The organism is Paraburkholderia phymatum (assembly GCF_038900715.1).
Lineage (GTDB): Bacteria > Pseudomonadota > Gammaproteobacteria > Burkholderiales > Burkholderiaceae > Paraburkholderia > Paraburkholderia phymatum_A.
Genome location: NZ_JAYMRZ010000016.1, coordinates 88,837 through 114,640 on the forward strand (window position 1 = coordinate 88,837; position 25,804 = coordinate 114,640).

Consider the following 25,804-nt stretch of genomic DNA (forward strand, 5'->3'; position numbering starts at 1 on the left):
AAGAAGCGGAAACGGCCGAGGAGATCAGCGAAAGAACGCCAGCCTATGCACAGGAGCGCTCGAATTGAAGAACGATCGCAAGAAAGTCGTCGTCAGCGAGTTCATCGACGCATCCGCCGTCGAAGCGTTGAAGCAGCACTTCGACGTGCAGGCGAACGCATCGCTCGTCGATCAGCCCGACACGCTGCGCAGCCTGCTCGCCGATGCCGATGCGCTGATCGTGCGCAACCGCACGCAGGTCACGCAGACGTTGCTCGATGCCGCGCCGAAACTGATCGCCGTCGGTCGCTTGGGCGTCGGGCTCGACAATATCGATCTCGCGGCGTGCGCGCAGCGCGGCGTGCAGGTGCTGCCCGCGACGGGCGCGAATGCGCGCGCCGTCGCCGAGTATGTGATCGCGACGGCGTTGATGTTGCTGCGCGGCGCGTATCTGTCGAGCGACGCGGTGGCGGCGGGCGAATGGCCGCGCACCGCGCTGTCGAACGGACGCGAAGCGGCGGGCAGCACGTTGGCGGTGATCGGCTTCGGCGGGATCGGGCAACTCGTCGCGCAACTGGCGCGCGCGCTCGGCATGCGGGTCGCGGGTTACGATCCGCAGCAGCCGGCGAGCGCCGCGTGCTGGAAAGAGACGGGCGCGCAGTGCATGACATTCGACGACGCATTGCGCGCGGCGGATGTCGTGTCGGTTCACGTGCCGCTCGTCGAGAGCACGCGCAATCTGCTCGGCGCCGCGCGACTGTCGATGCTCAAGCCGCATGCCGTCGTGATCAACACGTCGCGCGGCGGCGTGATCGACGAAAGCGCGCTCGCCGATGCGCTGAAGCACGGGCGCCTCGGCGGCGCGGCGCTCGATGTGTTCGCCGACGAGCCGCTCAAGGCGGGCTCGCCGCTTGCTGGCGCGCCGAACCTCGTCTTGACGCCGCATATCGCGGGACTCACAGTGCAATCGAACGAACGCGTCAGCACGCTCGTCGCGGCGCGCGTGACGCAGGCGCTGCTCGAAGGCGAGCGCGATTCACAACGACGGGAAGGAGTTTCGACATGACGCGTGTTTCATCCGGCGACCTGTACGCGCTCGCCACGCGCGCAATGCTCGCTGCGGGCGCGACGCAGCAGACGGCCTCGGCGACGGCGCGCGCGCTCGTCTACGCGGACGAGCGCGGGCTGTCTTCGCACGGCGTCGCGCGTCTGCCGATGTATGTCGCGCAGTTGCGCAATGGCCGCGTCGATGCGCAGGCGCAGGCGTTCATCGCGAATGCGCGCAACGCAGCCGTGCTGATCGACGCCGCCGACGGCATGGCGTTTCCAGCCTGCGAGCTCGCGATCGAAACATTGATCGGCCGCGCGCGCGAGCATGGCAGCGCGGTCGCGAGCGTGCGGCGCAGCCATCATTTCGGTGTCGGCGCGTATCACCTCGAAGCGCTCGGCGCGGCGGGTCTCGTGGGGCTCGCGTTCAGCAATGCGCCCGCTGCGATGCCCGCGTGGGGCGGGCGACATTCGCTGTTCGGCACGAACCCGATTGCGGCTGTCTTTCCTCGCCGCGACGGCGCGCCGCTGGTGATCGACTTGTCGCTGTCGAACGTGGCGCGCGGCAAGATCATGGTCGCGGCGCGCGAAGGCAAGCCGATTCCCGAAGGCTGGGCGACGACGCGCGACGGCTTGCCGACCACCGACGCCAAAGCCGCGCTCGACGGCATGATGCTGCCGTTCGGCGGCGCGAAAGGCGCGATGCTCGCGCTGATGGTCGAACTGCTCGCGGCTGCGCTCGCGGGCGCGAACTTCGGCTATGAGGCGGGCTCGTTCCTGACGGAAGAGGGCGAGAAATCGCAGATCGGCCATCTGTTCTGGGCGGTCGATCCGGGCGCGCTGGCGGGCAGCGAAGCGTATCTGTCGAGAGTGGACGCGCTGATCGCCGCGATGCTGCAGGACGCCGACGTGCGCTTGCCGGGCGCGCGCCGGCGCAGTCTCGCCGATGCGGCCGCGCGCGACGGGATCGAGATTCCCGATGCGCTTCATGCGCAGCTTGTGGGGCTGGCGGGGTAGGGTTCTGCTTGTGCCGTGTTTGTGCCGTGCTTGTGCCGTGCTTGGTGCTGTGTTTTGTGTCGTGGGCGATCGGCTCGATCGCGCGGTGCTTCACTGCATTGCCGGTCCGGCACAGCAGCGCGAGTGTGCCGGACCGGCGTCAACGGCGTTGGCTGGCTACCACCAGACGCCAAGCGCTCGTATTCCTGCCGGCTTCTGAATGAGCATGGCGATATCGGGCGGAAGCGGCGCGGCAACTGTGTTGATAGCCGAGCTAACAGCGGGTGTGAGCTTGTAGCTCGCATCGAGCGCGGCCGGTCCGTCAAGGAAGTAGCCATGCATGTCCTGACCGGTATCGCTGGTGAACGCACGCAAGGTCGTATAGACGGCAGGGTTCACGTTGATTTGCCCGCGTGACCACACGGCGACCCAGGTGGGAGCGTTGACCGACGAGCGCTGATAGACGTTGTTGTCGGCGGTGGTCTTGAGTTGCGCGGCCGTGTACTGATGCGAGTAGTCCTCCATGCAGATCAGGCAGTTGCCGGAACCTCCGGTGATGACGTTGTTGTGAACGTTGGTCGGCCCCGTGATCCACGTCATGTCAGGCGGCGTTGCCACGCCCTGACGCAAATCCTTCTGGCTCGATGATGTTGCCGTAGCCCAACGCCGGGTATCCATCACGATGTTGAGATTGCGCTCGCTCGTAGTCGTGCTGTTCTTTGCAAGCGTGTTGTTCCAGATATCGACGTCACTTGTATTGATGACCTTGATGCCGCTCCCGCCATTCGCGACGACCAGGTTGTTGACGAACTGCGCCGTGTCCGAGATTTCGGTATCGAGGCCGTGCCCGGCGTTGCCGATCGAGTCGTTGCTCAATATCTTGATGTCATACGACGATTCATCGAACCACAAGCCCGTACCGAGATTCCTGAGGAACACGCTGTCGCTCACGACGACATGACGGGAATGCGATGTCTTGAAGCCGCCGGCAACGGGCGACATGTTGAAGTGCTCCTGATTGTTCGCCACCGCGAGCAACCCCTGCATGTGCAGTCCATCAGTCCGGTTTCCGCCAACGCCAAGCAGACCGTTGCGCGCGGCGGTCACGTTCTGCACCGTCGCGTTCGCATTGCCGACGAAGAGTCCTGTCGTCGCGTTGTCGAGGACCGCGACGTTCCGGAACGTCACGCCGGAACCCAGAAGCTGGACAGCGCCCATATCCGGCACGGACGGTGCGTAACGCCGGACACCGAAACCCTGGAACGTGCTGCCCGTGCTGTTGTCGGTGATGGCGACCTGGATGTCGCTGGCGCGCACTGCATGTCCCGTCGGATCGGCTCCGAGATAAAGCTTCGCGCCCGTCTCGTCGTAGAAGAAGCTGCCGGGTGTCACCTGCGCGAGTGATGTCACCTGAGTCTGTGCCACACCATCCACCCAGACCTGATCCGGATGCGCTGCCATTGGATAAGCCGGGCTCACGAATTGACCGCTGCCCGTACCATCGGCTGCGCCGCGGGTGAAGGTCGGATCATGTGAGAACACATGGTTCCAGCCCGCAGCCCATACATACTTCGATGCCGAAGTGGTACGCGTCCAGGCGCTGATAACAGAACTGCCTTCGAGCCATACCGTTTCGCGCGGATAGGCCTGGATCGTTACCTGCCGGTTCGTCGTGATGCGTTCATGATAAGAGCCTGCGCGAAGCACGATCGTTGCGCCCGCAGAAGCTTTGCTGATCGCCTGCTGTATCGTGGCAAGAGGTGCCGCAAGCGTGCCGGCCGCCGTGTCCGAACCCGTCGGCGAAACATAGATGGCGGCACCCGAAGGCACCGCATACGCGGCCGTTCCGATGCGTGCGGAGCCGGCACCCGTATTGCGCACGCCGGTCATGTCGATGACGGGTTCGGGATCGGGAACCGAACTCGAAACCGCTGCCAATGCCACACTCTTCGCCGTTGCGGCGCTGGCGGCATCGGCGATGTCTGTGCCGCTATCGTCTCCGCAGCCAGCGAGACCGAAAACCATTGCGACCGTGGCAACAGCCGCCATGCCAGTTTTACGACAACACGATTCAAGTATCATGATTTTTCGTTCCTTTTAGATTCGGACGGAAATTTACTTCGTCATACTGAATTACGGTTGATGCGACCGGGATTGTGAGCGTGAATCTGTTAGAAGTCTGTAGTACGGCTCCGTCATCCAGCCGCGCGCGCCGTGTACGACCATGACCCGTCGATTCGTAAATGCGCCGTAATCGGCGACCGTCGGCAACGGCTTTTACCATCCGCCGAAATCGGCTAGTCTGAGTGTCCCCGACATCCCGTCATCGGCAGCCGTGACATCGCCTTGCAAAGCGTCAGCCAATTGTCACGTTGGCCCATTAACAGTCCTCAATGAGTAAGGAGAGCGTCCATGGACGTACAGCAACTCGTTTCCGAATTTCTTGCGTCGGAGCATGGCAATCAGGCCGCGCAGGCTCTCGCGGACCAAGGCGTGAGCCCTGACGATGCGCAGCAGATGCTGGGTCAGGTGGCCGAGACTGCGCATGCGCATGTCGAAGAGCAGAGCGCCGGTCTGATGGGCGAGCATCCCGGCAAAAGTTTCTTCGCGGCATTCGCGGCCGGCCTCGTCAGAGGCGATGGTTTTTTCAAGTCGATCGAGGAAGGCGGCGAAGGCATCCTGACTGGCCGCGTCGCGGAGGCTCTCGCGCAAAAGATGGGAGTCGACCCGGCCGTCGCATCGACAGTCGCGGCTGCCGCGACGCCGTATGTGGTTGCTTTTCTGAAGGAGAAGCTCGCTTGAAGTGATTGTGCAAACGATCCGCAATCTGTGACTGCGGCCGCGTGCCGGGCCGCGCGGTTGGCGGGATGCACACCGCAATTGGCAGCAATGCGCAACGGGGGATTTGCCGAGGTATCGTTTTCGCAACACGTGCGATAAGACACACAAGCCCCTATCTTATTTTTGATAGCCTAGAGCCGTGGTGAACAGGAACAGCGCGCGTGTTTCATGCCGCATAAGCACAACTGCGAAGAGGAGGGCTCCACGATGCTGCAATGGCTGATCCGCTGGGCGTCACATCACTCTGCCGCCCCTGAAAGACAGGCTGAACGTGCGCTGCACGATCTACGGATGGAACTCTATCAGGCCGAGCAACGTGTCCTCGACGCGCAGATGCAGGCGGACTACTACCGCTCGCGTATCGCGTTCTGCGAGGAAGTACAGAAGAAAGGGATCGAGCAGGTTTCCGACGACCGGCGCGGGCATCAGGAAGTGCCGCCGCCGTTGCGGCCTGCGGGATTGAAGCTCACCGCAGCGCAGTAGTGCGTGCAGTGCGCGCGCAGTGCACGGAACGACGATCGCGGCCGGTTGCAGGGCACACCTCTGCGACCGGTATGCGGTTCATCCGTAAATCGGCGATTCATCGATAACCTGTCGACAGCCGTTCAGACTGCGCCGCTGAACGAGACCGCGAGCGCAAGTCCGATATTGACGGCGGTGAGGATGATCCAGCCGGCGAATACGAGCACAGGTCCGAAACGAGACATGATGTTCTCCACTCACGGCCTCGACGGCTCGTCAACCGAGTCGGCCGACCGCGTTACCATGCCTGAATCGTAGGCCTCGCATCGCGGCTTCAGTAGAGGCACATCGCAACACTCACCGTTTCCGTAGCGGCATCAATTGCAGAAGACGAGTGCTTCGGCACGGACGGCTTTCATGCCTGATGCTCGCGCTCAGGACATTCCGTATAAAAATCTTCGAAGCAAAGCAGATTGAGCGCGCGAATCTGCTCGGTCATGAAATCGACGAACACGCGAATGCGTGACGGCAGATGCTGTCGGCAGAGATAGCAGATGTAGTGGCCGCGATCGTCCGGCACATGCCGCTTCAAAGCCATCACGAGTTCGTGGCGCGCGATGTGATCGCATATCTGATAGCCGGGCATTTGCGCGATCCCATGTCCGTCGAGCACTGCGCGCAATACCAGCTCCGCGTCGTTGAAAGTCAGTCTCGCCGTCGGCAGAAACTTTCGCATAAGGCCATCGACCTTGAATTCCCACTCGCACACGCGCCCACTCGAAAAGCGATAGTTGATGCACTCGTGCTTGCTCAGCTCGTCGAGCGTCGTGGGCAGTCCGTGCTTTTCGGCGTAGAGAGGAGACGCGCAGAGCACCATCTGCATCGGGATCAGCTGTTTCGCGATGATGCTCGAGTCCTCGATGCGCCCGTCGCGAAACGCGACATCGATCTGTTCGGCGGCGAAATCCGTCGGGCGGTCATCGAGCAGCAGATCGACTGCGATATCCGGGTAGGCGTCGGTGAACGTGGAAATCAGCGGCGCAACCACCTTGCGTCCGAATCCGACCGTCGAACTGATGCGAAGCAGGCCGCGCGGCGGTCCGTGGCGCAGGTCCAGCATGTCGTTCATCGCCTCGACGATATGCGTCACACCCCGGTTGCAGTTCTCGAAGAACCGCTCGCCCTCGCGCGTCAGATGGGTCGTTCGCGTCGTCCGCAGAAAGAGGCGCGTGCTGAGCTGCGTTTCGAGCTTCTGGACATTGCGGCTGACCGCCGAGCGCCCGATCCCCAATCGCTCGCCCGCCTTGGCGAAGCTTCCTTCCGTGGCGACGGCCATGAACGAGATGATGCCCGCGTAGCTCGTCGCGAAACAGGTCGACAAGGCGTCAGCGGGATTGGGCAGGCCAACGCGAAAACCATGCTGCGGTATATCCGGTTGATCCATCGAGGGCTCCGACTATGGGCACCTGCATGCTGAGCCGTCCGGGGGTGCCTGTTTGTATTTGAGCAGCGGGAGTGTTGCGCAGCCGCAGAACGCTGGCGGGGCTTTCGGCTGGCTTTCGTAGTGTAGGACACGTTGAAGAGATGCGGTACAGCGTTCTGGCGGCCGTGTTTTCGATTGACGCCGGACTGGAAACACCGTGAGGCCGTGGAAGGCTCTACCGCCCCGGTCCGCGCTCGCCTAGCATGAGGGTTGCGCCTGCGGACACGCGTTCCGAAGCGGATACGTCCGGGGTCCGGGCGAAAACCATGCCGAACGCCGACGCCGGCTATACGATCGTTCGTTCGGCGCAGATCGCCGGAGGCGGGCGCGGATTCGCGGATATCGGGGCCGAACGCAATCCCGTACGCTCGTTGACAGGGAACCACAGGGAACCAGCGCGCACGTCGCCGAGCCAGAGGGCAACATGGACAACGAAAAAGACAACGAGGAACTGCAAGCCCCTCCGCTTTCGCTGCTCGACCGGTATCGGGGCCGCGATTTCGCTCCGCTGTACACGACGACGGTGACGGTTTCGGGCGGCGAGACGGGGCATGGCCGCGCATCCGGCGTGGCCCGTTCGGACGACGGGAATCTCGTCGTGAATCTGCGGCTGCCGACGGAACTCGGCGGCCCCGGCAACGGAACGAATCCCGAGCAGCTGTTCGCGGCGGGCTTTGCCGCCTGCTTCCATGGCGCGCTGAATCTGCTCGGAAAGCGCGCGAAGCTGGAACTCGACGATACGGCCGTCGAGGTGCAGGTTGCGTTCGGCCGCGATCCGATGGACGGCGGCTACGCGTTGGTCATCGATGTCCGCGTGCGGATGCCGGGCGTCGAGCGGGCCGTCGCGGAAGAGATGGTGCGAAACGCCGAGCGCCTGTGTCCCTACGCGAAGATGGCCCGCCAGGGGACGGTCAATGTCGTGGCCGTCATCGACTGACGCGGGATGCTTTTCTCGCTTGAGAGCGCGCGGCGGTTCAGAAGGATCAGGATCGTGACGAGGGCCTCGACGGCGCCATCGTTTGATCCCCATCGCCTTGCAACACCGCCTCGCCATGCTCGACGTAGGCCCGCAGCAGATGATGCGCGATCGCAAACGGCTTCGGCGCGGACAGTCCGTTTGCATGCGTGCCCGCGAGCATCGCGGCAACTTCCGCGCGCGTGAACCAGCGCGCGTCTTCGAGTTCCGCCTCGTCGACGACGATCTCCGTGTCGGCGGCACGCGCGAAGCAGCCGATCATCATCGACGAAGGAAACGGCCACGGCTGCGACGCGAAGTAGACGACCTGCGCGCACGTCACATGGGCTTCTTCGAGCACTTCGCGGCGCACGGCATCCTCGACGGTTTCGCCCGGCTCGACGAAACCCGCGAGCGCCGAGTACATGCCCGGCGCAAACTGGCGCTGGCGTCCGAGCAGGCACCGCTCGCCGTCGATCGCCAGCATGATCACGACGGGATCGACGCGCGGAAAGTGACGCGTGCCGCATGCGTCGCATACACGCTGCCAGCCTGCCGCCGCCGAGCGGCTGGCCGCGCCGCAGTTCGCGCAGAAGCCGTGGCGGCGATGCCAGTCGAGCATCGACTTCGCCTGCCCCAGCATGCCGATCAGCTCAGGCGCGACGAGGCCCCGCATCGCGATCGAGCGCAAGTCGATGCGCTCGTGCAGCACGCCGTGCGTCTGCCCTTCGCCGGGTTCGAGACCGAGCGTGAAGCCGAGCGCGAAGCGGCCGCTGCCGTCGTCGTGCTGCCCCAGAAACACGCTTTGCAGCGGCTCGCCGAATGCGGCCGCTTCACGGGCGAGAAACCACGCTTCCTGCCCGTCGCCGCGCCTGAGCAACGGGACGTCGCCATCGAAGACGAAAAACCGCGCGGCGGCATCGCTGCGCAGGCGTTCGATGAAGGCGTCGTCGTCGCGCTTGTCGGAGCGGCGGTCGAGCGGGTTCAGGTTGAAGCCGATGGAAGCGGAAGGGGCGGTCATCGCATTGACGTGTGAAGAGGACGGTTCGCAAGTATGGCACGGCATGTCGTACTTTTCCGTGGCGCCTGTCCGCGCGGCGCAACCCTTACAGCACGCCGGGCTCGTGCGCCGACGGACTGCTTACGCCCGCCGCCGCGAGCGCCTCATGCAGCGTTTCGAATATGTTCGAATCGCCGATCGTCTGCGTGATGCCGTGCCGGTCCATATCGGAGCGCAGATAGCGGTTCACCCTCCCGAACAGCACGCCGATCCGCCGCTCGTGCAGGTTGTCGATCAGATCCTTCAACGTGCGCGCGGCGGAATAGTCGAGATCGGTGATCGCGCCCGCATCGACGACGAACCAGTGCAGCGGACCCGACGCCGCGTCGATCAGCCGCGAGACTTCCGCGGTGAAGAAGTGATCGTTCGCGAAGAACAGATCCGAGCCGAAGCGATACACGATGAGCCCCGGCGCCGTCATCGTCCCTGGCTGCGCGGGCACGGGCAGCCAGCGTCCCGTCGAGGGCGCGGGCTCCAGCACCATCGTATGCGGGCGGTAGCTGTGCCGCACGTGCCGCATCAGCGACAGCGCGACGGCGAGCAGAATGCCGTGCTCGACGCCCACCATCACGACGGCGGCCGCCGTGACGAGCGCCAGCGCGAACTCGCCGGGGCTTTCGCCGCGGATCGCCCTCAGGCTTTGCACGTTGATCATGCCGATCGCGATGGTGAACACGATGCCCGCCAGCACGCAGTGCGGCAGATATTGCAGCCACGTGCTCAGGAACAGCAGCACGACCACCACCACGGCGGCGAACGCGAGCTGCCCGAGCTGGCTGCGCGTGCCGGCGCGTTCGGCCATCGCGGTTTGCGTGGGGCTGCCGTTGACGACGAACGTGCCGCTGAACGCAGCGGCTGCGTTCGCGGCGGCCAGCCCGAGGATGTCGGCGTTCGTGTCGACTTCTTCGTGAAACTGCTGCGCGAACACGCGCGCCGCCGCGGCGCTTTGCGCAATGATCATCACGAAGCACGACGCCGCGACGGGCACGAGATCGAGAAACTGCTGCCACGTGACCTCGGGAAAGCGCAGCGGCGGCAAGCCGCCCGCGAGCGGGCCCAGCACGGAAATGCCGTGAGACGCGAAGTCGAACGTCTTGCTTGCCGCGATGCTGCCGACCACGACGACGAGCGGTATCGGCAGACGCGGCGACAGCGCCTTCGAGCCGAGGATGGCGGCCACCACCAGCGCCGTGAGCACCAGCGTCGGCAGATGCGCGCCAGTGAGATGGCCGATCACATACGCGATCTGCGCGAGGCTGCGCGACGAAGGATAGGGCACCGTCATGCCGAACATATCGCCGAGCATCGCGATCGATACCTGAATGCCGACGCCCGTCAGAAAGCCGACCAGCACCGTGCGCGACAGGAAGTCGGCGAGAAAGCCGAGCTTGAAGATGCGCGCGAGCAGCAGCAGCGCCGCGGTGAGCAGCGCGACCATGCCCGCCAGCGCTACATAGTCGGCGCTGCCCATCGGCGCAAGCGCCGACGCGCGGCTCGCGAAGATCGTGGCCGTGGCCGAGTCGGCCGCCACCACGAGGTGACGCGACGCGCCGAAGAACGCGAACGCGACGAGCGGCACAAAGACGGTGTAAAGACCCGTCACGGCGGGCATCCCCGCGATGCGCGCGTAGCCGAGCACTTGGGGAATGTCCATCGACGCGAGCGATACGCCCGCGAATACATCGCGCAACGCCCGGGTACGGTCGATGGGGAGCAGGCCTTTCAGGACGCTCAGGCGTGCGGGACTGTCAGTTGTATCGCGCATGCTCGACACCTTGTTGTTATCGATTCCAACTGCGGACTCCAACCGCGGGTTCCAACCGGCGACGCGCATCGAACGCGTCGCGGGCGTGGTGACGGCTCTCAGGTGCTCGCGACGAGAAACGCCTCGCCCGTCGCGGGCCGCAGGCCATCCGGTCGATGCGAGAAATAGCGCTCGGTCAGATCGGCCGTCGATACGTGCCGGACATCGCTGAAACCCGCTTCGCGCGCCAGCGCCAGCATCTCGTCGGGGCTGAAAAAGCTGACGAACGGCGTGCCCGCCGCGCGCGCCCGTTCATACACGGCCTGATGCTGCGCGCGTTCGGCGGCATCGATGAGATCGAGCGGCAACAGGAATGTCATCGCGAGCGTCGAGCCAGGCGCAAGCTTCGCGATCTGACGCAGCGTCGCGAGGTTTGCGTCGCGCGTCAGATACATCGACACGCCCGTCGACGCCACCACGGCCGGCGCGCCCGCTTCGAACCCCGCACCCGACAGGCGCTCCCACCACGACTGGCCCGCTTCGAAGTCGACGGGCACGAGCCGCAGCCACGGCGGAATGCCGTAGCCGAGTTCGATCAGGCGCTGGCGCTTCCACGCCTCGGCGCCCGGTCGATCCACTTCGAACACGCGCAGCCGCGACGCGATCTCCGGCTTGCGCTGCGCGAACGTATCGAGGCCCGCGCCCAGAATCACGTACTGCGACACGCCGTGGCTCGCCTTTTCCGTCACCAGGTCTTCGATGAAACGCGCGCGGGCGACGATCGATGCCCGATAGCCGCGCGTGCCCTGCGGGTTCATGTCGGGGCGGTTGCGCCAGCCTTCGTCGGGCGCGGCGAGGCGCAAGCCGATCTCGTCGTCGAGCACGTGCGGCGGCGCGTCGACCTGCACATGCATCGCCCGCCACAACGCGACGCGTACGGCGGTGCTGTCCGCCGCCACCGTCTGCTTGTCCTGCATGATGTTCCCCCTTCGAATAACCGGATGCCGACGCCAAGACTGTAAAGCAATCGCACGCGTCCGGACAAAAGTACGGACGATGCGCGGCGCTATACTGTGGGCCCGAATACAGGACAGGTAGCCGGCATGGCGGTGCTCCGATGCGCGCTTCATTAGATGAGGCGTCCAGGCTTGCACGAGCCATCCGGCGACGACATATAAATTGGCAGATCACGATCTGAAGCGGCTCAAAATCGACCGGCCGGCCGTCGCTACGGGCGGCCGCCGGCGCAACTGGATCGGCTACGGGGCCGTCGCGCTGCTGCTTGCCGGCGGGCTCTTTGTCGGCCTGAGGCTCGCCGGGCCGCAGACCGTCGACACCACGACCGTGGTGTCCGCTTACCCATCGCAAACCTACACGCTGCTCAACGCGACGGGCTACGTCGTGCCGCAGCGCAAGGCGGCCGTGGCGTCGAAGGCGCAAGGGCGGCTCGAATGGCTCGGCGTGCTCGAAGGCACGCGCGTCAAGCAAAACGAGGTGATCGCGCGGATCGAGAGCAACGACGTCGAGGCCGCGCTCGCGCAGGCGAAGGCGCAGGTCAAGGTCGCGCAGGCCAATCTCGCGCTTCAGCAAGCGGAGCTGAAGAACGCGGAAATCAATCTGCGCCGCTCGGCGATTCTTGCGCCGAAGGGCGCCATGCCCGCGACCCAGTACGACGCCGATCTCGCCCGCTACGACAAGGCGAAGGCGTCGATCGACAACAGCCGCGCCGCGATCGTGTCGGCGCAGGCGAACGCGCAGGCCGCGCAGGTCTCCGTCGATCAGACCGTGATCCGCGCGCCGTTCGACGGCGTCGTGATCGAAAAGCACGCGAACGTCGGCGACAACATCACGCCGTTTTCGCAGGCCTCCGACAGCAAGGGCGCGGTCGTGACGATCGCCGACATGGCGACGCTCGAAGTCGAGGCCGACGTCGCCGAATCGAACATCGCGAAGATCACCGTCGACGAGCCGTGCGAGATCCAGCTCGACGCGCTGCCGGAGGTTCGCCTCGCGGGCAGCGTGTCGCGCATCGTGCCGACCGTCGACCGCTCGAAGGCGACCGTGCTCGTCAAGGTGCGTTTCGTCGATCGCGACGAACGCGTGCTGCCCGACATGAGCGCGAAGATCGCGTTTTTGTCGAAGCCGGTGCCGCCGCAGGACAGACAGCCGGTGGTCGCGGTGCAGCCGGCCGCCATCGTCGAGCGAGGCGGACGCAAGGTCGTGTTCGCGATCAAGGACGATGCCGTGCGCGAAGTGCCCGTCAAGACGGGCGCGACGCTCGGCGAACTGGTTGCCGTCGGCGGCGTGCGTCCCGGCGATGTGCTCGTGCGCTCGCCGAACGAGCACATCAAGGACGGCGCGAAAGTCACCGTGGCGAAGAAGCCGTGAACGACATGAGTCACGACGCGAGTGCGGCACTGAAAGAGGCGATGCCCCTCGTCGACATCCGTCACCTCGTGAAATCGTATAGACGCGGCGTGCAGACGGTGCCCGTGCTGTCGGACATCACGCTCGCGATCGGCGAAGGCGATTTCATCGCGCTGATGGGGCCGTCCGGTTCGGGCAAGAGCACGCTGCTCAATCTGATCGCGGGCATCGACCGGCCGGACGGCGGGGAGCTGCACGTCGGCGGCGTCGATATCACGCGGCTCTCCGAAGCGGCGCTTGCGCAATGGCGCGCGGCGCATGTCGGCTTCATCTTCCAGTTCTACAACCTGATGCCCGTGCTGACGGCGTTCGAAAACATCGAGCTGCCGTTGATGCTCACGCGCCTGACGCGCAAGGAGCGCCGCGAGCGCGTGGCGCTCGTGCTCGACATGGTCAATCTGTCGAACCGCGCGCATCACTATCCGTCGGAGCTGTCGGGCGGCCAGCAGCAGCGCGTCGCAATTGCCCGCGCGCTGATCACCGATCCGACGCTGATCGTCGCCGACGAGCCGACAGGCGACCTCGACCGCGCGTCCGCCGAGGAAGTGCTGTCGATGTTGCAGCGGCTCAACCGCGAGCTGGGCAAGACGATCATCATGGTGACGCACGACGCGCATGCGGCGGGCGCGGCAAGAGCGCTCGTGCATCTGGAGAAAGGGGAGCTGATCGATGGAACGGCTCGCTGAAATGCCCGACGAAGCGCGCAATCGCAGGCTGCCATGCATCTGCTGAAGCTGATCACGCGCAACGCGCTGCGTCACAAGCTGCGCACGATGCTGACCGTGCTCGGGCTGACGATCGCCGTGCTCGCATACGGGCTGCTGCATACGGTGGTCGACGCGTGGTACGCGGGCGCGGCGGCGGCGTCGAATGCGCGGCTCGTCACGCGCAATGCGATCTCGCTCACGTTCCCGCTGCCGCTCAGCTACGAGAACCGCATTCGAGGCGTCGACGGCGTGACGATGGTCGCGCGGTCGAGCTGGTTCGGCGGCATCTATCGCGAGCCGAAGAACTTCTTCGCGCAGTTCGCGGTGTCGGACAACTATCTGGACCTGTACCCGGAATTCATTCTGTCCGCGCAGCAGCGCAGCGACTACGAACGCGACCGCAAAGGCTGTCTGATCGGCAGGCAGCTTGCGAACGCGTTCGGCTTCAAGGTCGGCGACGTGATCCCCATCAAAGGGACGATCTATCCGGGCACGTGGGAATTCACGGTGCGCGGCATTCTCGATGGGCGCGACGAATCGACGATCACGCGCCAGCTGATTTTTCACTGGGACTATCTGAACGAATCGGTGCGCAAGATGCCGGGGCGCAAAGCCGATCAGGTCGGCGTGTACGTGCTCGGCATCGCGAATCCCGACGATGCCGCCGCGATCTCGCGCAACGTCGACGCCGTGTTCAAGAACTCGCTCGCCGAAACGCTCACTGAAACGGAGCAGGCGTTCCAGCTCGGCTTCGTCGCGATGTCGAATCAGATCATCGCGGCGATTCGTCTCGTATCGTATGTGGTGATCGTGATCATCATGGCCGTGATGGCGAATGCAATGGCGATGAGCGCGCGCGAGCGCACCGTCGAATACGCGACGCTCAAGGCGCTCGGCTTCGGACCGGGCTTTCTCGCGCTGCTGATGTTCGGCGAATCGGTGACGATCAGCGCGGTGGGCGGCGCGCTCGGCATGCTCGCGACGCCGCCCGCCGCGAGCTTCTTCAAGCAGGCGACGGGCGGCGTGTTTCCCGTGTTCGTCGTGTCGCATCAGACGATGCTGTTGCAGGCCGCGTGCGCACTGGCCGTCGGGCTCGCTGCCGCGATCATTCCGGCGATGCAGTCGGCGCGCGTGCGGATCGTCGAAGGCCTGCGGGCAATTGGCTAGAGGCGAGGGCTATCGTGGCAATTCCGCTCTCTTACATCGCTCGCAATCTGTGGACGCGCCGTCTGACCACGGCGCTCACCGCGAGCGGACTCGCGCTCGTCGTGTTCGTGTTCGCGACCGTGCTGATGCTCGATGCGGGCCTCAAGAAAACGCTCGTCTCGACGGGCGAAGAGGACAACGTCGTGGTGATCCGCAAGGGCGCGGAAACGGAAGTGCAGAGCGCGATCGACCGCGCTCAGGCGAACGTCATCGAAATGCATCCTGCCGTGGCGATGGGCAGCGATGGCCGGCGCATGGCGTCGAAGGAATCCGTCGTGCTGATCTCGCTGCTGAAGCTCAGCACCGGCAAGCCGTCGAACGTCGTGATACGCGGCGTGTCGCCCGCCGGCATGAGCTTGCGGCCGCAGGTGAAGCTCGCGTCGGGACGCATGTTCAGTCCCGGCTCGTCGGAGATCATTGTCGGCAGCAGCGTTGCGAAGGGCTTCAGCGGCACGCAGCCGGGCGAGCATTTGCACTTCGCGCAACGCGACTGGACGGTGGTCGGCACGTTCGACGCCGGCGGCAGCGGCTTCGATTCGGAAATCTGGGGCGACGTCGATCAGCTGATGCAGTCGTTTCGCCGCACCAGTTATTCGTCGATGGTCGTGCGCCTCGCGCAGTCCGATCAGTTCGATGGCTTCAAACAGGATCTCGACGTCGATCCGCGCCTCGCCGACGAAGCGAAGCGCGAGCAGACGTTCTACAGCGACCAGTCGAAGGCGCTCTCGACCTTCATCAACATACTCGGCTTCACGCTGTCGACGATCTTTTCGATCGCCGCGATGATCGGCGCGATGATCACGATGTATGCGTCCGTCGCGAATCGCGTGGCGGAGATCGGCACGTTGCGCGCGCTCGGCTTCAGGCGCTCGAACGTGCTCGCCGCGTTTCTCGTCGAAGCGATGCTGCTCGGATTCGTCGGCGGGATGATGGGCCTGGGCTGCGCGGCCTTCATGCAGTTCGCGTCGTTTTCGACCACCAACTTCCAGACCTTCGCGGACCTGTCGTTCCGCTTCATCCTGACGCCCGCCATTGTCGTGAAGACGCTCGCGTTTTCGATGACGATGGGACTCGTCGGCGGATTCCTGCCCGCGATGCGCGCCGCTCGCATGAGCATCGTCGATGCGTTGCGTGCGCGTTGAGCACGCGTCGAGCACGCGTCGAGTAAACCCTGAGCACGCGTCGAGCGCATTCCATTCCGCCGACGCGCGGAGCGTCACTTCGTCTTGTTCGCCTGCTTTTCGATGTCGGCCCGCAAGCGGTCTTCCTGTTCGCGCAGTTCGGGCGTGAATTCGTCGCCGAAATCGTCGGCTTCGAATATCTGGCGGATTTCGATTTCCGATTCGCCTTCCATCGGGTTCGGGCAGCGCCGGACCCATTCGACGGCTTCTTCCATCGACTTCACCCGCCACAGCCAGAACCCGGCGATCAATTCCTTCGTCTCCGCGAACGGCCCGTCGATCACGCTACGCTGCGGGCCGGAGAAACGCACGCGCTTGCCGCGCGAGCTGGGATGCAGGCCTTCGCCCGCGAGCATCACGCCCGCCTTGACGAGCTCTTCGTTGAAGTTGCCCATGGCGGCCAGCAGTTCGGTATCCGGCATCTTGCCGGCTTCCGAGTCGCTCGTGGCCTTGACGATCACCATCACTTTCATCTCTGCATCTCCTCGAATGGGTTGTTGAAACCGCGCGATCAGGCGGCTTTCATCGTTACGACGATCGACGATAGCCGAAATCGACATCGTGCGGATGGTTGACGATCGTCGAGCGCGTTCAGTCCGCGCGCTTCGTTTGACGCGTTGGGTCCGCTGACTTTCGCTTCGGCTTCGGTGTGCGCGTCGTTTAGCGTTCTGCATCAAATAGTAGGATTGCAGGCGCGCAACGCGTTTGCACAAACGTTCAAGACTGCGCGCCGTCGTGAGCACTACGCTGTGTCCCCTACGGATGATCCGGGTATTCAGCGCGAGGGCGACATGTCGGCTTCAATCACGCATCAAGTGCTTCCTTCGATTCGGGAAGCGGTTTTTTCGTCGGACACGGCGGCTCTTGTCGCGATCATTCGCGAGTATGTGCAATGGCTCGACATGGACCTGTCGTATCGCGGCTTCGAGCATGAAATGCAGATGTTCGAGCAGACGTACACGTTGCCATCGGGCTTGTTCTTCGTCGCGGAAGCAGACGGCGACATAGCGGGCTGCGTGGGACTGCTGCGTCATTCGAATGAAGTTGCCGAAGTGAAGCGGCTTTATGTGCGTCCTGCATATCGCGGCCTTTCGCTTGGAGAGCAACTCGTTGCGTCGGTGATCGGCAAAGCGAACGCGCTGGGATATGCGAAGCTCGTGCTCGATTCCGTTCCTCAAACGGCCTTCGCGCAGCGTCTATACGAACGCATGGGCTTTACCGAAACGTCCGCCTACTATGCGAACCCCGTTGCAGGGACGCGCTTTCTCTCACTTGTTCTCTAAAGGAAAGGAGGACGTGTTCGATCGCTCGTGATCTCACGTAGAGGGAGGATGAGATTGCACCCGCGACGCAATTGACATTCGATGCAAGCGATCGACGCAAGTGATTCGCGCTCGCGAGACCTGCAATTGTCAAATGCAGCATCAGCCGATGCCGTCGCGCATCACTGTTTTCATATGAAGTATCAACCTCGGGCCAGAGATGCCGTTATACATCGGCAGAGTCACCGGAACTGGCCTGAGCTAATAATGCTTTCCTCCCTAACGGATCGGACGTTCGACGCCGGATTGCAACACCGGTTTCACCGACGTTCACTGGAACATCAGCGACCCCTTGCAACCATGACGATGGCGTTTACCGTCATCGTGTTCATGGCGTTCGCGTTCGCGCGCTGCTTCGTGGCGGGGTCGGCCGTGCCGCTCGTCTGGCGGCTTGCGTGCGCCGCGTGCCTTGCGCTGCTGGTCGCGGCGATTGCCCGCGCGAAGAGCACGTCGCAATTCGGCGCGCTCGGCGTCGCGTATATGCTCGTGTTGCTTGCGGGGCTCGCGTTGAATGTCGATGGGCTCGACGTGCCGTTGTTGTGGGCGCTGCCCGCGATGGTCGCGATTCCCGTCTGCGCGGCGCCGCTGTGGCTCACGCCTGCGCATTTTTTCGTCGGCAGCGCGCTCTTTTGCGTAACGGGCGTGCCGCTGTTGATGAGCCTGCCGCGCGCGCAAGGCGATGCGAATGTCGTGTGGTGGGTGTGGCTCGCCGTCGCGCTGCCGACAGCCGCCGTGTTTCACTTCGGCTTCTATCGCTTCAGGCGCAATCACTTTCTGCTCGAAGACCGCCTCGCGCGCCTTGCCGCAACCGATCCGCTGACGGGACTGCACAACCGCCGCGCGTTTCTCGACCAGGCGGCGATGCGTCTCTCGAAGCTGGACAGCGGCGCGAGCGTCAGCGCCATTTTTATCGACATCGATCACTTCAAGTCGCTGAACGACCGGTTCGGCCATGCCGTCGGCGATCAGGCGCTGTCGAATGTCGCGCGCGTGCTGAAGGAGATGACGACGCCCGCCGACATCGTGGGCCGCATCGGCGGAGAGGAATTCGTGCTGCTGCACGACGCGGCCTTGCGCCCCGCCGCGCAGCTTGCCGAAACGTTGCGCAGCGCGATCGGCCGCATTGCGCGTCCGGATGGCCTCGTGAGCGCGAGCTTCGGCGTCGCGCAATACCGATGCGGCGAGAGCGTGATGGCGCTGCTCGATCGCGCCGACGAGGCCCTGCTGCGAGCGAAGCATACGGGGCGCGACTGCGTGTGCGTCGAACGCGCGGCGCCCGTCGATCCCGTGCGTCTCGCATGGGCGCGTGATCTCGCGGACGGGGCTTCGTCGGAGCCGATTCGCCAGTTGTGGGACGACTTCTGGCTGACCTCGCATTTCCAGCCGCTCTACAGCCTCTCGCATCAGAAACAGGTCGGCTTCGAGGCGTTGTTGCGCGGCGAGCGCGAGGACGGCTCGCGCGTGCCGCCCGCCGTGCTGTTTTCGCCGAGGCCGTTCAGCGATCAGGGCGATCTCGACCGCACGAGCCACGCGCTGCACCTCGGCAATGCGCGCCGCCTGATCCCCGATGACGCATGGCTGTTTCTGAACATCCTGCCGGCCACTTTCATCGCCGACGGCTACGCCCGTCAGCTTGCGCAACTCGTGGGCTCGGCGGGGCTCGCGCCGGATCGCGTGGTGCTCGAACTGCTGGAGTCGCACGGCGGCAGCGTCGACGACATGTCGCGCGCGGCAGGGCAGTATCGCGAGCACGGCTTTCTGATTGCCGTCGACGATTTCGGCGCGGGCCACTCGAACCTCGACCGTCTGCTGCGCATCCGCCCCGATCTCGTGAAGCTCGACGGCGAGCTGATACGCGCAACGAGCCCTGGCGTCGAGCAGCCGATCTTGCCGAAGCTCGTCTCGCTGCTGCATCAGGCGGGGATGCTGGTCGTGGTGGAAGGCGTCGAGACGACGGAGCAGCTGATTCTCGCCGTCGAATCGAACGTCGATTTCGCGCAAGGCTTTCTGCTTGGCCGGCCGTCGCCGTCCATTACGCCGCCCGATGCCGTGCACCGGCGCATCGATCACGCGTTCGATGTGATCGCGCAAGGGCGCGCGCATCAGCACGCGCTGTTCGAATCGGAAGTGCGGCCGTACCTGCAGGCGCTCGACGCGGGCGTCGACGCATGGCTCGAAGGCGTGCCGCTCGACGACGCATTCCGCGATCTCGCGCAGCTGGAGCTATGCGTCAGCTGTTTCGTGCTCGACGATACGGGGCGGCAGATTGGACATGAAGTGATGGGGAGGGCGTCGGCGGTCGAAAGCGGTTCGCTGCATCCCATCGCGAATCCGCGCGATGCGCGCTGGGACCATCGGCCGTATTTCCGCAATGCCGTGCTGCGTCCGGGCGTGCCCGTCACGAGCAGCCCGTATCTGTCGCTGGCGAGCGGCAGGCCGTGCATCGCGGTGACGGTCGCGCTGCAGTCGCGCGAGGGGCGCTGCGTGGTCGGCGCGGAGCTTGACTGGTCGCTGCGGCGTCTGCCGTGGCCGACGGCCGAGCAATGGTGATGCGCCGCGCGCTGGCGCTTTAGCGCAACGATGCGTTGAAGCGTTGTGTGTTGACGCGTTGAAGCGTTAGCGCAATTGCGCGAGCAGCGCGCGCGCCTGTTCGTGGATGTCGGCGTCCGTGGGCCGCAGCGCGAAGCGCATCGACTGCGGCAACTGCGCATAGTGCTTGCCCGTGCTGCGCGCATAGGCGGGATCGTAGTGCAGGTCGATCAACTGCTCGAAGAGTTCGACGCGTTTGTCTTCGTCGATCATGGTCTGCCATTCGACGATTCTCGCGCGACCGTGCAACTCGATCAGCTTCGCGAGTTGCGCCTTGAAGAACTCGCGGTTGTCGAAGAGGTGCGCATAGTCTTGCAGCAGCAGGCGGATGCGCTCGCCGCGCTCCGTTTCCACCCGGATGCACGTGCCGCGATGAATCTGCTCCGTCAGCGAGACGGGCAGCGATATGGAACCGATGCGCCGGCTTTCCGCTTCGACGAACACGGGCCGACTCGGGTCGAATGCGCGCAGTGCGGAGACGAGCGCGGTATCGAAGGCCTTCTGCGAAGGCTGCGCCTCGTTCGGCAGCATGCCCAGAATCGAACCGCGATGCGACGCGAGCCCTTCGAGATCGAGCGTTTGCGCATCGGTTTCGGCGAGCGCGTTCAGGAGCCGCGTCTTGCCGCTGCCCGTGTGGCCAGCGAGTACGACGTAGCGGAATTGCCCCGGCAGCGCATCGAGCGACTCGACGACCGCGTGCCGGTAGCTCTTGTAGCCGCCATCCAGTTGCCGCGCGCGCCAGCCGATCAGATTGAGCCATGTCGTCATCGACCCCGAGCGCTTGCCGCCGCGCCAGCAGTAGACGAGCGGCCGCCAGTTGCGCGGACGATCGGCAAACGTCGTTTCGAGGTGCGCGGCGATGTTGCGCGATACCATCGCCGCGCCTTGGCGGGTCGCCTCGAACGGCGACACCTGCTTGTACATCGTGCCGACGATGACGCGTTCCTCATTGGACAGCACAGGCGCATTGATCGCGCCGGGAATGTGGTCCTCGGCGAATTCGAGCGGCGTGCGGACATCGACGATTTCGTCGAATTCCGATATCTGGTCGAGCGGGGCGAGAAGCGATTTCAAGGGTTCGGGCATACGGGCCGTCGCAGTGCGACGTAAAGTGCAATTATCGCATGTCGGCGTTTTTACCCTGCTTTCGCCGGGTTTTTCCGTTTCTGACAGCGACAGAGCGTCGCGCGCAAATGCCTCACGTTATGATGTAAACTGGCAGCAAGCGATGAAAGCTGATATGCATCGCTGGAGTTGCTGTTTCATGCACGGTCAACGTACCCTTGGGGAGGGCCAACATGTCGATCTCGTCGGTATTGAGCTGGTGTTTCGGGAACCCGGGCCATCACGTCGGGGCCACGGATGATCGCGCCAACGGCGACGGTGAAGCGAACCGGGGCGAACGCCAGGCGCGGGGGCCACAGGACGATCGGCGAGCGGCGCTCGGCGAGCTGCAACGGCAGGCCTATTTCCAGCAACTGCTGCGGCTCACCTGCGCGGACGTGATGCGCAACCCGCCCGTCACCGTGACCGTCGACGATACGATCGGCGCAGCGTTGAAGGTGCTCGATTCGCACCATATCAAGCTGCTGCCCGTCGTCGATGCAGAGGGTTGCCTGAAAGGCGTGGTCACGCATGTCGACCTTCAGCCGCTCGATGCCGTCCTGCCTTTCCTCAAGCTCGCATCCGATACGACCGTGCCGGAGAGCGAGCGGCGCCAGCGGCCCGTGACCACGGTTATGTCGCGCAAGGTCCACTGCGTGGCGGAGACGACGCCGCTCACCGATGTCATTCCGCTCTTCACGCAAAAAGAAGGGCATCATCACTTGCCCGTGGTGGGCGAGGGCGGCCGTGTGGTCGGCGTGCTGACGCAGGCCGACATCATGAAGATCATGTGCGGGCAATGAGCGGATGCTAAGCCACCCATAAGCGACTGATCAGCAATCAGTCGGCACGCTCACGCGCTCAGCCGGCACATCGACTCGCTGCGCGCGGCCCGTTGCGCCGCGCCTTCTCCAATCGCCCCGCCGATCAATATCACGGCCGGGCTCGTAATGTTTTCCGATGCGGCACACGCCGCAATGTCGCCGAGCGTTGCGCACACGCGCTTTTCGCGCGACGTGCCGGCCCACTGCACGACGGCGGCGGGCGTGTCGACGGGCAGCGTTCTGCCGAGCGCTTCGCCGATGCCTTCGATGCGGCTCGCGCCCATGTAGATCGCGAGCGTCATGCCTGTGGCCGCGAGCGTCGCCCAGTCGGGTTCGCTGCCGTCGCGCAGATGCGCCGTCACGAAGATCACGCCCTGGCAATGGTCGCGATGCGTGAGCGACACGCCGAGCCCCGCCGCCGCCGCAAAGCCCGACGAAATCCCGTTGACGATATCGACGTCGATTCCCGCGCTGCGCAAGTCGGCGATCTCTTCGCCCGCGCGGCCGAACAGCAGCGCATCGCCGCCCTTGATCCGCACGACGTGGCGGCCTTGCAGCGCGTAGCGGCGCATCAGGCGCTGGATGAACGCTTGCGGCGTCGACTTGCAGCCGCCGCGCTTGCCGACCTTGATGACGCGCGCGTGAGCCGACTTCAGCGTCGTGATCTCGTCGTTGACGAGATCGTCGATCAGCAGCACGTCGGCGGCCGCGATCGCCTTAGCCGCCCTGAAGGTGAGCAGGTCGAGATCGCCGGGTCCCGCGCTGACCAGTGTGACTTTGCCCGTGTTCATCCGTTTCTCCATCGCGTGTGTCCGTCGATCGATGCCGTAAATACAAACGGCGTCCCGCTCGTGCTTGCACGAAGGGGACGCCGCTGTCCTGTCTGCTTTACCTGTTCCCGTGGCGGGCTTCGTGCCCGGACCGGATGCCGGCGCCTTTGCCGGCGAACGGCGTATTCGCAAGAAAGGGGCCAGTCGCCGAAACGCTCGATGCTTTCATGCGTGCAATGCGCGGCAGGCTTCGTTGCGGGCGAGCGAATCGAGTGCGCGATGTAATGCGTCTGACGATTGGATCGCGCCTTGCAGCGCACTTGCGCAGTGCTGCGACGCACCACGAAAGTGCCTTCGAGCGTCATCATGATTCGCTGACCTCGGCCGCTGTCGAGACGAGATGATCGCCATATCGCCTGTGCGCGTGGCTGTCCGGCGAAACGTCGCGCATGGCATATGACTTGCATGATCAAACTGCCGCAGCGTCGACGACGACCCGCGCCGCAGCAAACCTTCTCGCATTTCCGCAGCATCGAATTGGACAACGGCGTCCCCTCGGTCTGGTCTTCGAACCGGACTGGCGGGACGCCGTTGGCGTTTACTCTCGCTAATTTCGCGCGTTCTTCGCGTTGCATGCGCACGAACGCGGCACGACACGACAAGCACCTGGAGACGACATGAAGCAGCGCCTCTCGACGTTGATCGACTTCTTCACCGGCGATCGCGTGCCCCCGGCTGCCCTCGCGGGCGAAGAAGAGGACAGCCGCCAGCGACATGGCGCGAGCATGCGTCCCGAACGGCTCCGGGAGCGGCGCGGACCGCGCGCGCGAATGCAACGCGGCGATGCGCGAAGAATGGTTCGCGCGACGGGCTGCGTGCGAAGAACGGCTGCGACGCTGAACGTCGCATGATTGTTTGCTACTGTTGATTGATCCGCGCCGCGTGCGTTTTCAAGAGCCACGAGAGAGGACCATCATCATGCAGACGTTCGAATGTGTATTGCCCGCCGCCGCCGCGCTCGGCGAATGCCCACGATGGGATGAGCGCCGCGCGAAGCTGTGGTGGGTCGATATCCAGGCGCCGGCGCTGCATGGTTTCGATCCGAAGACAGGGCAGGATGTGGCGATTCCGATGCCCGAGAACATCGCGTGCTTTTCGCTGACGGAAGACGACGGCTTCATCGCCGGCATGCGCACGGGCATCTTTCTGCTGGACGCGAAGGGGCAGGTGGTGCGCAAGCTCTGCGCGAACCCCGAGAATCCCGCGACGAGCCGCTTCAACGATGGCCGCTGCGATGCGCATGGCCGGTTCTGGCTCGGCACGCTCGACGAACCGAAGGCGGGCAACGCCGCATCGTTGTATCGCTACGCAAACGGCGAGCTGACGAAGATCGACGCCGGCCTGCTGACGTCGAACGGCATGGCGTTCAGTCCCGACTACCGCTGGTGTTATCACTCGGATACGCCGCGCTTCACCATCTACCGGCATCCGTACGACGTCGGCAGCGGCGAGGTCGGCCCGCGCGAAGACTGGGTGAAGTTCGAGCCGACGCCGACGGATCGCGGGCGTCCCGATGGCGCGTCGGTGGATAGCGAAGGCTGCTACTGGTCCGCGCTGTACGAAGGCGGACGGGTCGTGCGCATTTCGCCGGAAGGCAAGGTCGTCGGCGAATATCCGCTGCCTGCGCGGTGCCCGACGATGTGCGCGTTCGGCAGCGACGATCTGCGCACGCTCTATGTGACCACCGCGCGCCAGGGCCGTCCCGCCGAGGAACTGGAGCAGTATCCACAATCGGGCGGCGTCTTTGCGATGCGTGTATCCGTGCCGGGGCTGATCGAAAAGCGCAGCGCGTTGCGCGTGACGGATTGAATGGGCGATCGCGCACGCATCGAACCCTTCGCTGCGTTCACCATGCTTCGTGGCGTTTCCTTAGCGGGCGCACGGGTCGCGCGCGAGGTTGCCGTTATCATATGCGGCTGATAAAGAACGCGACCCCAAACGATCAGTATGTCCAGCACTCCACGCAGCACCAGACGCGCCATCGACACACGCAACGCGCTCGCGGGACCGCCGCGCATGTCGGATGTCGCGGCGCTCGCGGGCGTATCGAAGATGACGGTCTCGCGCGTGCTCGCCGGCCGCGGCGTGGCGTCCGCCACGCGCGAGCGCGTGCAGCGGGCCATCGACGAACTCGGCTACGTCGCGGATGCGGCGGCCGGCGCGTTGTCCTCGGGGCGTTCGGCGTTCGCGGCGGTGCTCGTGCCGTCGCTTGCCAGTTCCAACTTCTCCGACACCGTGCGCGGGCTCACAGCTGCGCTCGAGCCGCAAGGGCTGCAACTGCTGATCGGCGATACCGACTACGACCTCGAACGCGAAGAGCGGCTCGTGCGCTCGATGCTGCGCCATCAGCCGCGCTGCATCGCGCTGACGGGCGCGCAGCATACGAGCGGGACGCGCGAGTTGCTGTTGCGCTCGGGCGTGCCCGTCGTCGAGATGTGGGATCTGCCCACCTCGCCGATCGATGCGGCCGTCGGCTTTTCCAACGCGAAGGCCGCGCGCGAGATGGTTCGCTATCTGGTCGAACGCGGCTATCGGCGCATCGGTTTTCTCGGCGGCGCGAGCGAGCTCGACCGGCGCGGCCTCGAACGTCTCAAGGGCTATCTGCAGGAAGTGAAGGCGCAGGGCCTGGGCGAGCCGCGCGTCGTGCGTCTCGGCGAATCGCCGATCACGATGAGCCACGGCGCGCCCGCGCTCGATGCGCTGTTGCATCAATGGCCCGACACGGATGCCGTGATGTGCGTGAGCGACATGTCCGCGTTCGGTGCGATCATGCAATGCCGCCGGCGTGGCTTGTCGGTGCCGGGCGATATCGCCGTCGCGGGCTTCGGCAATTTCGAAGTGGCCGCGTGCTGCGCGCCCACCATCACGACGATTTCCGTCGACGCGTACGGCATCGGCACGCGCACGGGCGAAGCGCTGCTGGCCGCGCTCGCGGCACAGGACGGCGGGGCACCATCGACGCGCGCCTCGGCGCGCAAGAGCGTGAAGATCGACTTCAGCGTGATCGCGCGCGAGAGCGCTTAGCACGCTTTTCATCGGACCATCGG

At 64.7% G+C, this 25,804-nt stretch carries 23 protein-coding genes; 15 read left to right on the top strand and 8 right to left on the bottom strand.

The features are described from left to right. Positions 1-64: 64 nt before the first annotated feature. On the top strand, positions 65-1,045 hold the full coding sequence (locus VSR68_RS26555; RefSeq protein ID WP_342942684.1) for a hydroxyacid dehydrogenase: 981 nt from the start codon (positions 65-67) through the stop codon (positions 1,043-1,045). Continuing rightward, on the top strand, positions 1,042-2,043 hold the full coding sequence (locus VSR68_RS26560; RefSeq protein WP_342942685.1) for an Ldh family oxidoreductase: 1,002 nt from the start codon (positions 1,042-1,044) through the stop codon (positions 2,041-2,043). The genes VSR68_RS26555 and VSR68_RS26560 overlap by 4 nt, the downstream gene beginning before the upstream one ends. Before the next feature lie 156 nt (positions 2,044-2,199). Here the strand turns inward: VSR68_RS26560 and VSR68_RS26565 are convergent, their stop codons facing one another. Further along, positions 2,200-4,071, bottom strand: a complete 1,872-nt coding sequence (locus tag VSR68_RS26565) for a right-handed parallel beta-helix repeat-containing protein (RefSeq protein WP_342942686.1) — start codon at positions 4,069-4,071, stop codon at positions 2,200-2,202. Positions 4,072-4,434: 363 nt separating this feature from the next. Between VSR68_RS26565 and VSR68_RS26570 the strand changes: the two genes are divergently transcribed. Further along, positions 4,435-4,824 carry a hypothetical protein gene (locus VSR68_RS26570; RefSeq protein WP_342942687.1) on the top strand — a complete coding sequence of 130 codons (390 nt, stop codon included), beginning with the start codon at positions 4,435-4,437 and terminating at the stop codon, positions 4,822-4,824. Between the two features lie 246 nt (positions 4,825-5,070). Then, positions 5,071-5,346 (top strand): hypothetical protein, encoded by a 276-nt coding sequence (locus VSR68_RS26575; protein WP_090867668.1) that lies wholly within the window; start codon positions 5,071-5,073, stop codon positions 5,344-5,346. 394 nt (positions 5,347-5,740) lie between these two features. On the opposite strand, the gene VSR68_RS26580 is transcribed toward VSR68_RS26575, so the two are convergent. Beyond that, a complete protein-coding gene (locus tag VSR68_RS26580) occupies positions 5,741-6,769 on the bottom strand; it encodes a LysR family transcriptional regulator (protein WP_342942688.1) in 1,029 nt (342 codons plus the stop codon). A gap of 463 nt (positions 6,770-7,232) precedes the next feature. Between VSR68_RS26580 and VSR68_RS26585 the strand changes: the two genes are divergently transcribed. Next, the gene (locus VSR68_RS26585) at positions 7,233-7,745 is read left to right on the top strand and encodes an Ohr family peroxiredoxin (RefSeq protein ID WP_342942689.1); all 513 of its coding nucleotides are present in this window, start codon (positions 7,233-7,235) and stop codon (positions 7,743-7,745) included. A 46-nt stretch (positions 7,746-7,791) separates the two neighbouring features. On the opposite strand, the gene nudC is transcribed toward VSR68_RS26585, so the two are convergent. The 3 genes from nudC to VSR68_RS26600 all read right to left on the bottom strand — a co-directional run bounded on the left by nudC (position 7,792) and on the right by VSR68_RS26600 (position 11,544). Then, a complete protein-coding gene (gene nudC, locus VSR68_RS26590) occupies positions 7,792-8,784 on the bottom strand; it encodes an NAD(+) diphosphatase (RefSeq protein WP_342942690.1) in 993 nt (330 codons plus the stop codon). Between the two features lie 85 nt (positions 8,785-8,869). Beyond that, a complete protein-coding gene (locus VSR68_RS26595) occupies positions 8,870-10,588 on the bottom strand; it encodes a SulP family inorganic anion transporter (protein ID WP_342942691.1) in 1,719 nt (572 codons plus the stop codon). A 98-nt stretch (positions 10,589-10,686) separates the two neighbouring features. Continuing rightward, positions 10,687-11,544 carry a class I SAM-dependent methyltransferase gene (locus VSR68_RS26600; RefSeq protein WP_342942692.1) on the bottom strand — a complete coding sequence of 286 codons (858 nt, stop codon included), beginning with the start codon at positions 11,542-11,544 and terminating at the stop codon, positions 10,687-10,689. A gap of 202 nt (positions 11,545-11,746) precedes the next feature. On the opposite strand from VSR68_RS26600, the gene VSR68_RS26605 reads away from it, so the two are divergent. Genes VSR68_RS26605 through VSR68_RS26620 form a run of 4 tightly spaced genes read left to right on the top strand, consistent with a single transcriptional unit; the run spans position 11,747 to position 16,049 of the window. Then, positions 11,747-12,955, top strand: coding sequence for an efflux RND transporter periplasmic adaptor subunit (locus tag VSR68_RS26605; protein ID WP_342942693.1), 1,209 nt, complete (start codon positions 11,747-11,749; stop codon positions 12,953-12,955). A gap of 5 nt (positions 12,956-12,960) precedes the next feature. Beyond that, complete coding sequence (locus tag VSR68_RS26610; RefSeq protein ID WP_342942806.1) at positions 12,961-13,680, top strand: ABC transporter ATP-binding protein; 720 nt, start codon at positions 12,961-12,963, stop codon at positions 13,678-13,680. Positions 13,681-13,713: 33 nt separating this feature from the next. Beyond that, positions 13,714-14,868, top strand: coding sequence for an ABC transporter permease (locus tag VSR68_RS26615; protein WP_342942694.1), 1,155 nt, complete (start codon positions 13,714-13,716; stop codon positions 14,866-14,868). A 14-nt stretch (positions 14,869-14,882) separates the two neighbouring features. Then, complete coding sequence (locus VSR68_RS26620; protein WP_342942695.1) at positions 14,883-16,049, top strand: ABC transporter permease; 1,167 nt, start codon at positions 14,883-14,885, stop codon at positions 16,047-16,049. A 74-nt stretch (positions 16,050-16,123) separates the two neighbouring features. On the opposite strand, the gene VSR68_RS26625 is transcribed toward VSR68_RS26620, so the two are convergent. Further along, the gene (locus VSR68_RS26625; RefSeq protein WP_342942696.1) at positions 16,124-16,561 is read right to left on the bottom strand and encodes a YciI family protein; all 438 of its coding nucleotides are present in this window, start codon (positions 16,559-16,561) and stop codon (positions 16,124-16,126) included. Between the two features lie 318 nt (positions 16,562-16,879). Between VSR68_RS26625 and VSR68_RS26630 the strand changes: the two genes are divergently transcribed. Both VSR68_RS26630 and VSR68_RS26635 read left to right on the top strand, forming a co-directional pair. Further along, entirely contained in the window at positions 16,880-17,371 is a 492-nt protein-coding gene (locus VSR68_RS26630; protein WP_342942697.1) for a GNAT family N-acetyltransferase, read from the top strand. Positions 17,372-17,617: 246 nt separating this feature from the next. Next, the gene (locus VSR68_RS26635; RefSeq protein ID WP_342942698.1) at positions 17,618-19,960 is read left to right on the top strand and encodes a bifunctional diguanylate cyclase/phosphodiesterase; all 2,343 of its coding nucleotides are present in this window, start codon (positions 17,618-17,620) and stop codon (positions 19,958-19,960) included. A 66-nt stretch (positions 19,961-20,026) separates the two neighbouring features. Here VSR68_RS26635 and mnmH read toward each other — a convergent pair whose 3' ends face one another. Beyond that, positions 20,027-21,085 (bottom strand): tRNA 2-selenouridine(34) synthase MnmH, encoded by a 1,059-nt coding sequence (gene mnmH, locus VSR68_RS26640; RefSeq protein ID WP_342942699.1) that lies wholly within the window; start codon positions 21,083-21,085, stop codon positions 20,027-20,029. A 212-nt stretch (positions 21,086-21,297) separates the two neighbouring features. On the opposite strand from mnmH, the gene VSR68_RS26645 reads away from it, so the two are divergent. Then, positions 21,298-21,906 carry a CBS domain-containing protein gene (locus VSR68_RS26645; RefSeq protein WP_342942700.1) on the top strand — a complete coding sequence of 203 codons (609 nt, stop codon included), beginning with the start codon at positions 21,298-21,300 and terminating at the stop codon, positions 21,904-21,906. Positions 21,907-21,956: 50 nt separating this feature from the next. Here the strand turns inward: VSR68_RS26645 and cobA are convergent, their stop codons facing one another. Further along, positions 21,957-22,718, bottom strand: coding sequence for a uroporphyrinogen-III C-methyltransferase (cobA, locus tag VSR68_RS26650; protein ID WP_342942701.1), 762 nt, complete (start codon positions 22,716-22,718; stop codon positions 21,957-21,959). Positions 22,719-23,374: 656 nt separating this feature from the next. On the opposite strand from cobA, the gene VSR68_RS26655 reads away from it, so the two are divergent. The 3 genes from VSR68_RS26655 to VSR68_RS26665 all read left to right on the top strand — a co-directional run bounded on the left by VSR68_RS26655 (position 23,375) and on the right by VSR68_RS26665 (position 25,781). Continuing rightward, entirely contained in the window at positions 23,375-23,608 is a 234-nt protein-coding gene (locus VSR68_RS26655) for a hypothetical protein (protein ID WP_342942702.1), read from the top strand. A gap of 67 nt (positions 23,609-23,675) precedes the next feature. After that, positions 23,676-24,566, top strand: coding sequence for an SMP-30/gluconolactonase/LRE family protein (locus VSR68_RS26660; RefSeq protein ID WP_342942703.1), 891 nt, complete (start codon positions 23,676-23,678; stop codon positions 24,564-24,566). 207 nt (positions 24,567-24,773) lie between these two features. Beyond that, positions 24,774-25,781 (top strand): LacI family DNA-binding transcriptional regulator, encoded by a 1,008-nt coding sequence (locus VSR68_RS26665; protein ID WP_342942807.1) that lies wholly within the window; start codon positions 24,774-24,776, stop codon positions 25,779-25,781. Positions 25,782-25,804 lie beyond the last annotated feature (23 nt).

What these genes read in the sequence shown, in the direction of transcription:
- VSR68_RS26575 (WP_090867668.1), top strand. Translation starts at nt 5,071, where the DNA reads ATGCTGCAATGGCTGATCCGCTGGGCGTCACATCACTCTGCCGCCCCT.
- VSR68_RS26625 (WP_342942696.1), bottom strand. Translation starts at nt 16,561, where the DNA reads ATGAAAGTGATGGTGATCGTCAAGGCCACGAGCGACTCGGAAGCCGGC.
- VSR68_RS26560 (WP_342942685.1), top strand. Translation starts at nt 1,042, where the DNA reads ATGACGCGTGTTTCATCCGGCGACCTGTACGCGCTCGCCACGCGCGCA.
- VSR68_RS26585 (WP_342942689.1), top strand. Translation starts at nt 7,233, where the DNA reads ATGGACAACGAAAAAGACAACGAGGAACTGCAAGCCCCTCCGCTTTCG.
- VSR68_RS26635 (WP_342942698.1), top strand. Translation starts at nt 17,618, where the DNA reads ATGCTTTCCTCCCTAACGGATCGGACGTTCGACGCCGGATTGCAACAC.
- VSR68_RS26665 (WP_342942807.1), top strand. Translation starts at nt 24,774, where the DNA reads ATGTCGGATGTCGCGGCGCTCGCGGGCGTATCGAAGATGACGGTCTCG.
- mnmH (WP_342942699.1), bottom strand. Translation starts at nt 21,085, where the DNA reads ATGCCCGAACCCTTGAAATCGCTTCTCGCCCCGCTCGACCAGATATCG.
- VSR68_RS26595 (WP_342942691.1), bottom strand. Translation starts at nt 10,588, where the DNA reads ATGCGCGATACAACTGACAGTCCCGCACGCCTGAGCGTCCTGAAAGGC.
- cobA (WP_342942701.1), bottom strand. Translation starts at nt 22,718, where the DNA reads ATGAACACGGGCAAAGTCACACTGGTCAGCGCGGGACCCGGCGATCTC.
- VSR68_RS26600 (WP_342942692.1), bottom strand. Translation starts at nt 11,544, where the DNA reads ATGCAGGACAAGCAGACGGTGGCGGCGGACAGCACCGCCGTACGCGTC.
- nudC (WP_342942690.1), bottom strand. Translation starts at nt 8,784, where the DNA reads ATGACCGCCCCTTCCGCTTCCATCGGCTTCAACCTGAACCCGCTCGAC.
- VSR68_RS26570 (WP_342942687.1), top strand. Translation starts at nt 4,435, where the DNA reads ATGGACGTACAGCAACTCGTTTCCGAATTTCTTGCGTCGGAGCATGGC.
- VSR68_RS26655 (WP_342942702.1), top strand. Translation starts at nt 23,375, where the DNA reads ATGAAGCAGCGCCTCTCGACGTTGATCGACTTCTTCACCGGCGATCGC.
- VSR68_RS26660 (WP_342942703.1), top strand. Translation starts at nt 23,676, where the DNA reads ATGCAGACGTTCGAATGTGTATTGCCCGCCGCCGCCGCGCTCGGCGAA.
- VSR68_RS26610 (WP_342942806.1), top strand. Translation starts at nt 12,961, where the DNA reads ATGAGTCACGACGCGAGTGCGGCACTGAAAGAGGCGATGCCCCTCGTC.
- VSR68_RS26565 (WP_342942686.1), bottom strand. Translation starts at nt 4,071, where the DNA reads ATGGCGGCTGTTGCCACGGTCGCAATGGTTTTCGGTCTCGCTGGCTGC.
- VSR68_RS26645 (WP_342942700.1), top strand. Translation starts at nt 21,298, where the DNA reads ATGTCGATCTCGTCGGTATTGAGCTGGTGTTTCGGGAACCCGGGCCAT.
- VSR68_RS26615 (WP_342942694.1), top strand. Translation starts at nt 13,714, where the DNA reads ATGCATCTGCTGAAGCTGATCACGCGCAACGCGCTGCGTCACAAGCTG.
- VSR68_RS26630 (WP_342942697.1), top strand. Translation starts at nt 16,880, where the DNA reads ATGTCGGCTTCAATCACGCATCAAGTGCTTCCTTCGATTCGGGAAGCG.
- VSR68_RS26580 (WP_342942688.1), bottom strand. Translation starts at nt 6,769, where the DNA reads ATGGATCAACCGGATATACCGCAGCATGGTTTTCGCGTTGGCCTGCCC.